Source organism: Oscillospiraceae bacterium (genome assembly GCA_031265355.1).
Taxonomy (GTDB): Bacteria; Bacillota; Clostridia; order Oscillospirales; family UBA929; genus JAIRTA01.
The window spans coordinates 51497-64700 of the sequence record JAISCT010000069.1; the positions used below are offsets into that span (position 1 = coordinate 51497).

12 protein-coding genes and 1 tRNA gene are annotated in these 13204 nt (G+C 60.6%); 8 read left to right on the plus strand and 5 right to left on the minus strand.

Annotated elements, in window-relative coordinates; all coding sequences use genetic code 11:
• Nucleotides 1–27: 27 nt before the first annotated feature.
• On the plus strand, nt 28–822 hold the full coding sequence (gene pdaA / locus LBK75_10470) for a delta-lactam-biosynthetic de-N-acetylase (GenBank protein MDR1158705.1): 795 nt from the start codon (nt 28–30) through the stop codon (nt 820–822).
• A gap of 124 nt (nt 823–946) precedes the next feature.
• On the opposite strand, the gene LBK75_10475 is transcribed toward pdaA, so the two are convergent.
• The 3 genes from LBK75_10475 to LBK75_10485 all read right to left on the minus strand — a co-directional run bounded on the left by LBK75_10475 (nt 947) and on the right by LBK75_10485 (nt 4632).
• Complete coding sequence (locus LBK75_10475) at nt 947–1243, minus strand: DUF6514 family protein (protein MDR1158706.1); 297 nt, start codon at nt 1241–1243, stop codon at nt 947–949.
• 412 nt (nt 1244–1655) lie between these two features.
• Nucleotides 1656–2534, minus strand: a complete 879-nt coding sequence (cas6, locus tag LBK75_10480; protein MDR1158707.1) for a CRISPR system precrRNA processing endoribonuclease RAMP protein Cas6 — start codon at nt 2532–2534, stop codon at nt 1656–1658.
• Nucleotides 2535–2604: 70 nt separating this feature from the next.
• Nucleotides 2605–4632, minus strand: coding sequence for an alpha-glucosidase (locus LBK75_10485; GenBank protein ID MDR1158708.1), 2028 nt, complete (start codon nt 4630–4632; stop codon nt 2605–2607).
• 261 nt (nt 4633–4893) lie between these two features.
• Here LBK75_10485 and LBK75_10490 point away from each other — a divergent pair, with 261 nt between their 5' ends.
• Nucleotides 4894–6594 carry a trypsin-like peptidase domain-containing protein gene (locus LBK75_10490; GenBank protein ID MDR1158709.1) on the plus strand — a complete coding sequence of 567 codons (1701 nt, stop codon included), beginning with the start codon at nt 4894–4896 and terminating at the stop codon, nt 6592–6594.
• A 415-nt stretch (nt 6595–7009) separates the two neighbouring features.
• Nucleotides 7010–7447 carry a nucleoside deaminase gene (locus LBK75_10495; GenBank protein ID MDR1158710.1) on the plus strand — a complete coding sequence of 146 codons (438 nt, stop codon included), beginning with the start codon at nt 7010–7012 and terminating at the stop codon, nt 7445–7447.
• Between the two features lie 201 nt (nt 7448–7648).
• Here LBK75_10495 and ruvX read toward each other — a convergent pair whose 3' ends face one another.
• On the minus strand, nt 7649–8092 hold the full coding sequence (gene ruvX / locus LBK75_10500) for a Holliday junction resolvase RuvX (protein MDR1158711.1): 444 nt from the start codon (nt 8090–8092) through the stop codon (nt 7649–7651).
• Between the two features lie 218 nt (nt 8093–8310).
• Between ruvX and LBK75_10505 the strand changes: the two genes are divergently transcribed.
• The 3 genes from LBK75_10505 (at nt 8311) to LBK75_10515 (ending at nt 10226) form a co-directional block, all read left to right on the plus strand.
• Nucleotides 8311–9084, plus strand: coding sequence for a hypothetical protein (locus LBK75_10505; GenBank protein ID MDR1158712.1), 774 nt, complete (start codon nt 8311–8313; stop codon nt 9082–9084).
• Between the two features lie 117 nt (nt 9085–9201).
• Nucleotides 9202–9277: transfer RNA gene (locus LBK75_10510), tRNA-Arg, on the plus strand.
• Between the two features lie 280 nt (nt 9278–9557).
• A complete protein-coding gene (locus LBK75_10515; protein ID MDR1158713.1) occupies nt 9558–10226 on the plus strand; it encodes a lactate utilization protein in 669 nt (222 codons plus the stop codon).
• Nucleotides 10227–10245: 19 nt separating this feature from the next.
• On the opposite strand, the gene LBK75_10520 is transcribed toward LBK75_10515, so the two are convergent.
• Nucleotides 10246–11457, minus strand: a complete 1212-nt coding sequence (locus tag LBK75_10520; protein ID MDR1158714.1) for an HDOD domain-containing protein — start codon at nt 11455–11457, stop codon at nt 10246–10248.
• 366 nt (nt 11458–11823) lie between these two features.
• On the opposite strand from LBK75_10520, the gene mraZ reads away from it, so the two are divergent.
• Together mraZ and rsmH are read left to right on the plus strand one after the other, a co-directional pair.
• Nucleotides 11824–12237 (plus strand): division/cell wall cluster transcriptional repressor MraZ, encoded by a 414-nt coding sequence (mraZ, locus tag LBK75_10525; protein MDR1158715.1) that lies wholly within the window; start codon nt 11824–11826, stop codon nt 12235–12237.
• Nucleotides 12237–13169: a 16S rRNA (cytosine(1402)-N(4))-methyltransferase RsmH gene (rsmH, locus tag LBK75_10530; GenBank protein ID MDR1158716.1), complete on the plus strand. Its 933-nt coding sequence runs from the start codon at nt 12237–12239 to the stop codon at nt 13167–13169. Before mraZ ends, rsmH begins: the two co-directional genes overlap by 1 nt.
• Nucleotides 13170–13204 lie beyond the last annotated feature (35 nt).

The window sequence follows — 13204 nt, forward strand, 5'->3', positions numbered from 1 at the left end:
AGTGCGAAGTGAAAGGAATGATTCTCCATGTTTTGGGTCGTCAACGGAAAACGCGTCCTCTCCGTGGTCGGCGCCGGCCTGATCCTGCTCACGGCGGCCTTCTGGTCTCTGTCGAGAAGCGGCGCGCGCGCGTCGGTCGCCGCGTCCGGCGACTGGGGACTGCACTTCCCCAAAGAGGGCCGCCCCCCGACGGGCAACGCGACCGCCGATTTTTTGGCCGAGTACGGCGCTGTCTTTCTGGGCGATACAAAACAGCCCCGGCTCTACCTCACCTTCGACGCGGGTTATGAAAACGGGTACACGGCATCCATTTTAGACACGCTGAAGAAGCATGGTGTCCCGGCGGCGTTTTTCCTCGTGGGACACTACGTCGAGTCGGCGCCCGACCTGGTGCGGCGGATGCACGAGGAGGGTCACATCGTCGGCAACCACACCTACCACCACCCCGATATGAGCGCCCTCACCGACAAAGCCGCCTTCGCGGAGGAACTCACGGCACTGGAGACGCGCTACCGGGAGGTCACCGGCTACGAACTCTCCCGCTTCTACCGGCCGCCGCAGGGCAAATTCAGCGAACAGAACCTAGCGCTGGCCCAGGAGCTGGGCTATCGGACCGTCTTTTGGAGCCTCGCCTATGTGGACTGGCGCCAGGACCGACAGCCCACGCGCGAGGAGGCCTTTGGCAAGCTGCTGCCGCGCACGCACAACGGTGCCATTGTATTGCTGCACACCACCTCAAAAACCAATGCGGAGATCCTCGACGAACTGCTGACGAAATGGACGGAGATGGGCTACAGTTTCGGCACACTGGATGAATTGTAAGCGGCCAACCCCTTCGCGCGCGCCACCGAGTGGGCCTTGGGCACAAAGTCCGCGGGCCCACCACAAAAAGGGCACTTTCAAAACGGTCGCAGGCCGTTTTAAAAGTGCCCTTTTGCGCGTCTCCTTACGTCAAAGTGAGTTCAGCCAGACAATCTTCCACAATGTCACGCACTGAAACAGGGGTGACATTGTGGCGCATCAGCCGCGCGAGCAGCCCTTCAATGGTCTCCCGTGAGGTGGTCAGTCCGTGGATCTCTTCCTTGGACAGCACCTCTCCGGACCGCAACGCGACACACAACCCATATTCTTCGCAGAGAACAGAGTCGTCGCCCCTTTTGATTTCGTCAACCACAATGTCATACTGCAATTGACCGTCCAGCGTCTCCGCCTGCATGCGGCAGCTTCCAAATGAAACTTTCATGGCAAAAACCTCAAATCTTCCTCCAAGTCTATCCATCCGCCCCTGGGGAAATTTCCGGCGTCCCAGGGCCTACGCACCGACCGGGATTTGCCTATGCCGCAACTCGGTAATGTAACGCCCCCCCTTCCAAATATAGTCTCACATATATTATCGGCATCACACCTCCATTAAAACACATTTTTATTGATTTTTCTAGTATTTCCATTTTATTACATATTCTTCCGTTTTCCAGATATAGTGGTTCTCACTCTTAAGAGCACTACAGTTTTGTCTGTCTCTGTCATAAATAGATCGAAAATATGAGGAATGATTCTAAAAATCGTCGTTGTGCACAACGGTTTTCGCGCCTTTTTTTGCTTATTTTTACTAAATTTTAGTAATTTGTGTGCCACACCCGCACCGGCGGCGCGGTTTATCGGAACGACGCGGAAAAGTACCCCAGTCCAAACGTGGTGTTTTTCCCGATGTGTAAGATCCGGGCCGCGTGAATCCACGGCACAAAGGGGGTCAGGTCCCCCGCAAGCGCGACGGTTCCGACAAGTCCGCCGATTTCCATCTTGGCGTGTATCCGGCCTGAGTAGCGCGTGAGGTCCCGCCAGCGCAGCGCGTATGTCTCTATGCGCACCGCCTGTGCGGCCTCGCGCAGGCGCGCCGCCTCGTCCGCATCCGCGCCGTCGCCGTACCGCTCGCAGGCCTGTACAGTCCGTGCAACCAAGTTGCGCAGCAGGGTCGGCGCGTCCACTGCGCGCAGCGGCACCCCTTTTCTGCGGATGCGCAGCGGCGTGTGAAACGCCAATTTGCAGCCGGCGACGTCCTCCAGCCGCAGGACCGGCAACGGCACCGGCCGGGCGGCGGCGGGATAAAAGACGCCGTCGGACCAGACAAAGCGATCGTGTACGCCGTGTCGGACTTCTATGAGCTGAAACGGAACGCGGGCCACACCGAGTCCCCTGTGCTCAATCGCCCGGAGCGCATCCACCATGGCGCGCGCATACGCGGCCGCGCCGCCCAGCAGCAACAAACGGAAGACGATTGTCTCCCCCGCCGCATACGCGGTCTTCCCCTCCGGTGGGAGCGTCAGCACATAGGGATTGGCGGTGTCGAGCCCGCTGCCGTCCACGCGCCGGTTGCAGTAAAAATAATCATACGCCTGCCTGTTGTGCAGAAGTGCGTGACCGATCACCCCGCGGAGCGCGGAGCCCAAAAAGGGAGGCAGCGTCGCCTCTCCCAGGGCGCATAGCGTCACCTCCAACGGGAGCATTTGGAGCGAAAACGGCGGACATCTGTCCATGGCCTTCCCTCCCATTTTGGACAAAAGAGACAGTTCTTTTGTGATAAGATCTCAGACGCCAAGAACAAAATCAGAAGCAGACAGATGAATCGTCCCCTTTTTGTCCGATTGCGGCAAAAAGGTCGGCCCATTGGCCGTCCGGGCGGTAGAAGACGGGAGGATATCCCAGCGGCGCGGAGACGGTGTGCTCACCGCCGGAGTGGACCTGTTTGGTCCACATGTGCAGCCAGTGACCTGCCGGGAGCAACAGCGTCTGCGACCGCCGGCCCCGCCTCAGCACCGGCGACACCAGCATCTCCTCGCCCAGCATATAGCTATGGTGGACCCGGCGCAGCCTGTCGTCGTCCGGGAAAACCATCCACATCGGCCGCATCACCGGCAACCCGGTGTGGGCGTTCTCCCGAATCAGCGCCCGCATGTAGGGCGCGAGCGCCGCGTGCACACGCGTCAGCCGGGCAAACACCGACAGCGTCTCCTCGTCCGCATCGAATTCCAGCTGCGCCCCGCCCATGTCCGCCATACGCATAATAGGCGTAAACGCCGCGTACTCCGTCCAGCGCAGCAGCAACTCCTTTGTGCGGCGCGCGGCGAAGGACACGTTGCCCCCCACGTCGGACAGGCTGAGGCCTATCCCGCCGCAGGCCAGCGTGAGGGCGGCGTCCAGCGCCGAGGGCAGACCGTCTTCCGCCCCCCAACCGGTGTTGTGATCGCCCGTGGACGCCAGCATCGTCTGCCCGCCCATGGCGCCGTATCCGGCGCGGGTAAAGAAGACCGCGTCCGCCGTGCGGCCAGCCTCCCGCACGGCTTCCCGATTGAGTTTGGCCCATAGCATGGGCCAGCGGTTGTGCATCCGATTGGAGCTCTCCCGGTTGGCCAGCACGGCCCGGGCCGGGAGGAAATATCCCATATCGGCCATGTAACCGCTAAACCCAAACTGCAGGATATTTTTTTTGATGATCTCCTTGTACCAGGCACAGGCGTCGGGGTTTGAGAGGTCGAGATGCCCGGCCATAAAACCGCCCATGTCGTTGATGAAATTGCCGCTTTCCGGCTTGCGCACCAAAAAGCCGCTGAGCGACGCCTCGGCGAACAGCCGCCCCTCGATGGAGAGATGAGGGTTTATATAGGCCAGCGTGTGGAGCCCGCGCACGCCGAATTCCCCGATCATTTTGTCCAGTTTGGGGTAGAGCTCCCGGTTCCACACCCAGTCAAAAAACACCTGCCAGCGCCGCCCCGTCTCCCGCAGACCCGACCAGTCGCGAACACAGACCGCCGACACCCGCGCTCCGGCCGCCAGCACCCGCTCCAGCCGCTCGATCAGCCGCGCCGCGCCGCCCTGCGTCTCGATCCACGCGCCCTCCACGCACCACTGCGGCAGGACGGGCTGGCGCCCCAGCAGCCGGGTGAGCCGCTCCATGAGCGCCGGCACATCGGCGGCCACACCGACAATCACGGCTGCCGGCAGATCCCAAAGCTCCACACGGTGGTGGCGTGGGGCACGGAAATCCAACGCGCCGTAGACTGGAGCGTCGATGTGGACAAAGATGCCGTCCTGTGTCACAAAGGTGGGCTGCGGGTGATAAGTGGCGTGGCGCCCGCTGCCCGGACGAAACGGGAGACGCGCACTTTCGCGCCCGATCCGCCGCTCGTGCACCCATAGCGGGAGCCGATGTCCCCGCAGGTCCAGCAGGCCGTACTGGGCGCCTCCGCCGTAGACGCAGTGGCCGGGTGTCGCCGGAAACTGGAGCCACAGCCGGTTGAGCCCGGTGGTGGACCGCTGCGGGGTCAGCACCAGATTGCCGTCCGCCTCCGACAGGTGAAACGTAAGCGACAGGTCCCCCCCCCAAAAGCGGATGGATGAGCGGCCGGCGTCGTAGTGCGCGTTCGTCAGCATTGTGCGCCGGCTCAGCCGGTCGGAGATGCGCCAGTGTCCGCCATGGGCGTGGAACGCTCCGGCGCCCTGCCCGGCGATGACAAACGGGCTGTCCGGCGTGTGCGTCAGCACCGGACGGTCCGCCAAATATACGGTCAATGCGTCGTTTTGGGCCTCCACGCGCAACATAAAAAACTCCTTACAAAAACAGATCCAACTTCGCATCCGGCGCAGCATCAAGCGTCGCATCCGGCCCTGCCCGAGGGCTGTCGTCTCATTGTATCACGGATTTTCGGCTCCCACAAGGGACCTCAAAAATTCCCTTGGTCCAGCGTGTCTCGTGTTCACAATTTCTTCTAAAACTGTTCAAAAAGACTTCTTTTTTTTGTCATGACACCGTCATAATTATCCCGTATGATGAAGCCATCAACCGGAAATGCTAACGTTTGTGGCGGACCACATGAACGCAAAGGAGCGATGATGACTGTGTACGAACAGAAGAATCCCGACCTCTTGGGCACGAGCCCGGAAGTCACGCCGGCGTCTTTTATGCCGGCACAGCCCATAGCATCCGCGTCGGTGGAGGCGGCGCCGGCAGAACCCGCGCCGATGGACGCACCGCCGGCCGACACCGCGCCGGCAGAGACGACGCCGGTCTTCACACCCACGCAGTCCGCGCCGGCGGCCGATGCCCCCGTGGGACCGTATTATCCCGCCTATCCCGCTTACCCCGCGCCCACTCCGTCTTATCCCTCATACGCTTATCCGTATGAATATGCTCCCTATGCTTTCGGGCCCGCCCCGGAGAGCTGGCGCGCCGAGGCGCCGCCCGCCTACGCGGGGCACGATGTCTGGGGATCGGCGGAGACCGTTTCTCAGGCGCCCGCCTTCTATCCGCCGCCCGCCGTCCACACGGCGCAGGACAGCGCGCCCAAAGACAGCAAGGCCAAACATGGCAAACCCAAATCGAAGACCCGTCTCTTTCCGATCGTAGCCCTGTGCCTGATCTTCACGCTGATCGGCGGCGCCGTCGGCGGCGCGCTGGGCGTGAGCCTGCTGCCCCGCCTGCAACCGTTCGAAGCATCGATGAATAATACGGGGACGGCACCGGTCGCCGCCGCGGGCAACGCGTTGGACACAGGGGGAACAAGAAACGACAGTGCGTTGCTGCCCGTCGCCTCGTCCGGCGCCTCGCTGACCACGCGGCAGATTTATGAGAAGTGCAATCCCTCCGTCGTCGCCATCGCCACCGAAACCACCGTACGCAATGTGTTTGGGCAGACGGTGACCCAACCGGCGGCCGGTTCCGGATTCATCGTCTCCGCGGACGGTCGCATCGTCACAAACAATCATGTGATCGAAAACGCCAGTTCCGTCAGTGTGACGCTGCACGACGGCAAGAGTTACAAGGCCACTGTCATGGGGCGCGATTCAGAGACGGACCTGGCCGCCCTGAAGATTGACGCCACCGGTCTCATTCCGCTCGTCTGGGGCGATTCCAAGGCGCTGAGGGTAGGCGACCCGGCCATCGCCATTGGGAATCCGCTGGGCGAACTGGCCAACACGATGACGAGCGGCATCATCAGCGCGCTGGATCGGGCCATCAACATTGACGGCACCCCTCGGAACATGCTGCAGACCGACGCCGCCATCAGCCCCGGCAACTCCGGCGGGCCGCTGATCAATGAATACGGTCAGGTGGTGGGTATTATCACCGCCAAGAGTACCGGCAGCGGCGTGGAGGGTCTCGGCTTCGCCATTCCGGCGGCCGACGCTCAGCCCATTCTCGACGAGCTCTTCAAGAACGGCCGCGTCACGGGCCGCCCCCAACTCGGCATCTCCGTACAGCGGCTCGCAGATTCTCTGGCGCAGTCCTACCGGGTAAATCCGGGCCTGTATATCATGTCTGTAGAGGCCGGTTCCTGCTCCGACAAAGCCGGATTGCGTGCTGGTGACCAAATTTTGGAGCTCGGCGGCGTCGCGGTGAGTACTCCTGACGAGCTCAACGCGCAGAAAAACAAGTACAAGGCCGGCGCCACCGTTAAAATCAAAATTTCTCGCAACGGCGAGACGCTGACCCTAGATGTCGTCTTTGACGAAAAGACGGAAATTCCCAACATCGCGACGGAGACGCAGCCCCGGCTTCCGAGCGGCTTCTTCTGGCCCGAGGACTCAGGCGGCCTCTAAGAGCCCGTCGAAAAACAACTTTCAATTTGACTTCTTTCTTTTCTTCCTTTCGCTTACTTTCTTTTTTCCCTCCTCATTCGATTTTCCCTCCTTCTACTTTACTCCACTGACTTCCGCACCCAGGCAAGGCCCTCTTCTCAAAACAGGAAGAGGGCCTTGTCGCGTGGCGCGCGACAATTGATTTGATGCCACTGACTTCCGCACCCAGACAAGATCCTCTTCTCAAAACAGGAAGAGAGCCCTGTCGCGCGGTGAACAATGCACAATTGACAATGTACAATTGACAATGTACAATTGACTAAAGTTCCCCATACGTTTTACAACAAACAGCAACCCATAGTTAACTATCAACTCTCACTTATCAACTATCAATTGTCACCGGGGGTGTCTTGTGGGCGGCGAGACGGAATTGTATATGGAGCTGGCGCTGGCGTTGGCGCGGGAGGCTGCCGGGGCGGACGAGGTCCCCGTCGGGTGCGTCGTCGTACGGGACGGCGCTGTCGTGGGCCGCGGGCGCAACCGCCGGGAGAGCGCTCGACATGCGCTCGCGCATGCGGAGCTCATCGCCATCGACGAGGCCTGCCGGACCTTGGGCGGCTGGCGGCTGCCCGGCTGTGACCTGTATGTGACATTGGAGCCCTGCCCCATGTGCGCCGGCGCCATCATAAACGCCCGGATCGCGCGCGTCTTTTTCGGTGCGCGCGACCCCAAAGCCGGTGCCGTCCGCAGCCGAGTCGCTCTCTTTGACCTCGGTTTCAACCACAGACCCGCCGTCTTCGAGGGCCTGCTGGCAGACGAGGCAGGCGCACTGCTGTCCGACTTCTTCCGGCACAAACGCCGCCCGCCGGAGTAAGCGGCGCCCGCACGAAATTTAACAATAAGATTTAATAGTCTTTTAATATTTGTCTCTATTTTTTTTAATACTATCGGACTATACTGAAAACATCGCGAGTGATTTTTTGTTTGTTTTGTTTTTTCATCTTTTCCCCTCCTATTATGAAGCGAAGGAACAGGTCATCCCTGTTCCTTTTGCTGTTTTGAGATTTTGAGGTTTTCAGCCTTTCACGCTTTCCTCCGGCGGCGGGGCGGCCCGGCGGCTCAGCAAAAATCCTTCCAAGATCAGAGCCGCGGCCACGGCGTCGAGCTTTTCGCGGCCGCGTCGTCCGGACCGGCCGACCCCGTGCAGGATGCGCTGCGCCTCGGCTGTCGTACGCCGCTCGTCCCACAGAAAGACGGGGAGCGCCGTTTTGGTGCGCAACACCTCCGCCAGCCGTTCGCTCTTTTGGGCGCGCTCACCCCGCGTGCCATCCATGTTCTTGGGAAGCCCGACGACCAAACACGCCACGCGCCGCGCGGCCGCCTCTGCGGCAATCACATCCGCCAATTTGCCGGCCGAAGTTTCTTTGACCACAAAGGCTTCGCCCACCAGACTGCCCATGGCGTCCGAGACAGCCAGTCCCGTCCTCACATCCCCATAATCGACGGCCATAACGCGCATGACAACTCCCCCTTGCTTTGACGATCTTGTACATAGAGAATAGACCGGCTAACGTGGGTTGCACCTGCAACTCACAACCCAAATTCTTGTTTTTTGTTGTCGCTTCGCGGCAACAAGGTACTAATAGGCTGGACAAACGGTCCGATTTGCGACATACTGTAATAAAAGACTTAGCCCCGGCTTTGTCCCGATGGGGCCACCCGAAGCAGGAGGCACATATGAAAACACTGCGCGGCATCTTATCGTTTTTTCTCATCGGAACGCTGTTCCTGTCGCTGGCCGCTTGCGGCGTCGAGACGACCCCCCCGGACCCCACGCCGTCTGCCGCGCCGTCTCGCACACCCACACCGACGCCCACGCCGATGCCCACGCCTACACCAGCGCCCTCTCCCACGCTCGACCCGCCGACGCCTTCTCCCACACCGACGCCACCCTCACCTTCAAGCGACGCGCAGCCAACCACCCAGCCGGCTGCCACACCGACGCCCACACCGACACCGACGGCCCCTCCGCCCGCACCCAGTCCGGTCACCGACGCTTGGGACACCCAGCCGCTGACCATCAATGGCGTCTCGTACCGCTTGCCGCTGTCGTCGCCGGCAGAGTTGGAAGAAAATGGTTGGCATTTTGCGCCGGACAGTCTCGACGCGGACCTGTCGGCCGGCGAGGAACGCTGGATACCGGCCGGCGGCGCGGGGACCCTGATGCTGGGCATACGCAATCTGTCCGAAGAGACACAGGCGGCTCGGGCATGCGCCGTGACACATCTGAACCACAACATGGGCTATGCCGAGAGCGGCACTGTTCTCACCCTGCCGGGCGGGATCTCTCTCGGCGCCTCCCGGGCGGACGTCGAAGCGGCCTACGGACCGCCGGACACCGTCAAAGAAACGCCCCTCATCGTCCACCTGACCTACCGCACTGCATCCGTCTCTCTGTCCCTGTCCTTAATCCGGGACGCCGTTGTGGATCTCACTTTTGAGAGCCTGTAACGGCATGGTATGCCGATTTGCCTCTTGAGGCAAATGTTTTTCCCATCCCTCTTTACATCGCGCAGACGGCATGGTATGATGAAAGACAGGAGCGCCAAGGCGGCTGTGTTTTGTTATGCGCCCGTGGCTCAATGGATAGAGCATCAGATTCCGGTTCTGAGGGCTGGGGGTTCGAGTCCCTCCGGGCGTGCCAAATATGCGGTTGACGCCGCCGTGCACCATGAGCAGTGAACAGCATCTATGAGGAGCTGCGGCGCCGCATATTTGCATTGTTCACTGTTCTTCATTTAGGGTCTGTCGAAAAAGACCCTGTACATTTGACTTGCCCTTTTGCGCCCCTAAAAGGCGTTGCATCCGCCAGAAATCTTTAACACCTTGTTGCCGCGAAGCGGCAACAAAAAACAAGAATTTGGGTTGTGGGTTGCAGGTGCAACCCACGTTAGAGATATCCATTTGAGAGAGGAGGCCGGTGTATGCACCGGTACAGCGAGAGTTTTTCCAAACGGTGCGATCTGCTTGCGCCGCAGGTCGTCGGCGCCCTGCAAAGCCGCCGCTTCGAGGCATACTACTGCCCAACCGGCGCGGAGGCCGCCGCTCTGGCCCTCGGCCTTATCCCCGAGGGCGCGTCGGTCTCGTGGGGCGGGTCTGTGACCCTTCAGGAAATCGGCCTTCTGGACCTTGTCCGCCGCGGACCCTTCCGGCCTCTCGACAGGGACACCGCCCAAAACCCCGAGGAACGCCTCGACCTGATGCGGCAGGCGCTTTTGTGCGACGTCTACCTGACCAGCGTGAACGCCCTGAGCGAGGACGGTCAACTCATCAACATAGACGGCGTCGGCAACCGGACGGCGGCTTTCACCTTCGGCCCACGGAGCGTCGTCGCGGTGGTGGGCATGAACAAGCTGTGCAAAACGCGCCCGGAGGCGGAGATCCGCGCCCGGACATACGCCGCCCCGCTGAACGCTCAACGCGTCCTCGCCGGCGCCGACCCGGAGACCGTAAAAACGCCCTGCCAGCGCACCGGTACCTGCGCCGACTGCAAATCCAGCGCCTGCATCTGTTCGTTCCTCGTCACAACCCGCATGTGCCGCCCCGCCCATCGGATCAAAGTCATCCTCGTGGGCGAACCCTTGGGCTATTGACGGCCGCACCTCATAAACCTCATAAAAAAGCGTTGCTCCACGAGACGGCGTCCAGATAGAGCCGCAGCAGCTGTTCTTCCGTGACCCCGAAACAGCGGCAGCGCTCCACGGCGTCCTCCCATTTGCCGTGCTCATAGGCGGCGATGATCCCCAAAATGTCGGCGATGGGCCCGCGGCTCTCGATGAGCACCTCCTCAATCTCGGTCACGCCGGAGAGCTGGGGCAGCACATCCGCCATCGGCATCTCCATGATCACATCGAGTAGGGAAAACAGGCCGCTCATAAACAGCTGCTCGGAGTCGAGCGAACGGCAGTGGCGCGCGCCAAACGTCTCGAGAAAACGCCCGCGGATCAACGAGGTGCGGATGATCTCGTCCGACTTGCCGGACGTGATACCGATCATGGCGAGCAGGGAGATCCATTTTTTAATCTCACGCAGCCCCAAAATCGCCAGCGCATGGCGGATGCTCTTGACCTCGTGCCGCGCACCGAAGTAGGCGGAGTTCACGAGACGCAGCAGGCGGTAAGAGAGCACCACATCGCGGCGGATGATGCGGGCCAGATACGCAAAATCCACGTCCGTCCGGCTGACCTGCCGGATGAGCTGAATGTAATTGATCATCAACGGGTCAATTTTTTTGTTGGACACAATGACTGGCTTACTGAAAAAATAGCCCTGAAAATAGCTGAAGCCCATGTCCATGGCCTGCTGGAAGATCTCGTGCGTCTCCACCTTCTCCGCCAGCAGCCTGGGGGAGCGCGGCCGCAGCTTTCGGACAACCTCCCGGATCTCCTCCGGGTCCGCGTCCAGCCAGTCGATTTTGACGATGTCGGCCCACTGGATCAGAGGTTCGAGTTCCGGCCGGTAGACAAAATCGTCCAGCGCGATGGTGTATCCCGCCTCTTTCAGCAGACGGCAAGCCTCCGCCACCGAAGGCAGCGGCGCCACATCCTCCAGAATCTCCACCACCAGGTATTGATTTGGGAAGAGCGTAGCAATGCCTGCCTCCAGCAAATTTTGCGTGAAATTAATAAACGCCGGCTTGTCCCCGGTGATCTTTTCGATGCTGTTTCCATAAAAGCTGCTCATGATTGTCTCCGAGGAGGCCTTGTCCGGATCGGACAGTATGGCGGCAAAATTTTGCGTCTCGTCAAATCGGTGGAGCAGCTCATACGCAAACACATTCATCTTGCGGTCAAAAATGGGCTGACGAGCGATGAACTGATTCAAAGTTCCGTCTCCCTCTGCGGTGTTTGGCTTGTCATATGACCATAGGTCATGCGCGTCATATCGATTGTTTTTATTATATACCCTCGGCGTCCGTTCGTCAATTGGGCACTTCTTTCACAACCAAGCTCCCTAAACGCTTCGTGCCCGGCGCTGCGCCGGCTGGGGCTTTCAAAACCGAACATATGTTTTTTGTTTTTGATTTCTCCGCGTTTTCTGAAAATCGCCGAAGATTTATCTCAAACAAATGTACGAATTCCAAAAATAGTGCTTGCTTTTTGGGGCGGTATCCGATATACTAGATGAGCAGTGGGGGAAAGTGGTGAAGTAAGCTCAAATTTTTGACAATATAACAAGTGAGGTGGGGAGATGCTCGGCACATACCAGTACGCGCTTGATGCGAAGGGCCGCGTGTTTGTACCCGCCAAGCTGCGCGAAGAACTGGGCGACGTCATCTATGTCTCCAAAGGCGTCGACAACTGTCTCTTTGTCTACGGCGCCCCGGAATGGGGCAAGATAGAAGAAAAGTTGGCTGCCATGCCGGTAAGCCGCGCCCGCTACTTACAGCGCAGCCTCTTTCCCTCGGCCGCCCGCTTCGAATTGGACGCGCAGGGGCGTATCCTGCTCCCGCAGGCGCTGCGCGAGCACGCGGAGCTCACCAAGGACGTGACGATCGTGGGTGTGGGCAACCGGGCGGAGATCTGGAGCCTTGAGAACTGGACGCGCTACAACGAGCAGGCCGGCGACAAATTGGCGGAAGCCATGGATGAGCTGGGGTTCTAATGCCGTACGATCATACCCCCGTAATGCTGACACAGTGCCTTGAGATGCTGCGCGTGCAGCCCGACGGCGTCTATGTGGACGCGACCGCAGGCGCGGGCGGACACGCCGAAGCCGTAGTCCGCGCCCTGGAGAGCGGCCGGCTTCTTTGTCTGGACAAGGACCCGGAGGCACTGGCGCGGGCCCGGGCGCGGCTGGCGCCCTTCGAAGACCGAGTGCTGTTTGTGCACAGCGACTACCGGCGCCTCTCCGATGTATTGGCGGCGCACCGCATCTCCGGTGCGGACGGCATTTTGTTTGACCTCGGCGTCTCCTCGCCGCAGTTTGATGACCCCGCGCGCGGATTCAGCTACCGTTTTGACGCGGTGCTGGACATGCGTATGAACCCGGAGGATCTGCTGACGGCCCGCGAGATTGTGAACACGTGGCCCCAGACGGAGCTCAGGCGCATCCTGTTCGATTACGGGGAGGAACCTCACGCGCCGCTGATCGCCGCCGCGCTCGTCAGACAGCGGGCAAAGGCGCCCGTCGAAACCACGGGACAACTGGCCGACATCATTGCGCAGGCGCTGCCGGCCAAGTCCCGCCGCCGGCCAGGACACCCCGCCAAGCGAAGTTTTCAGGCCATCCGGATTGCGGTGAACGACGAGCTCGGCGGGCTGGCACAGGGCCTCGCGGCTGCCATCGACGCGCTGAACGCAGGCGGACGGCTGGTGGTGCTCAGCTTCCACTCGCTGGAGGACAGGGTTGTCAAAACCGCTCTTGCCGATGCTGCACAAGGCTGCCTCTGTCCCAAAGATCTGCCGGTGTGCGTCTGCGGACACACCCCCGCGCTGCGGATCCTCACACGGCGGCCGCTTACGGCCGGCCCCGAGGAATTGACGGAAAACCGACGTGCCCACAGCGCCAAACTGCGGGCCGCCGAAAAACTGTAGATTTCCTTTCGTTTCCATCTCTGTTTCGCACGCCA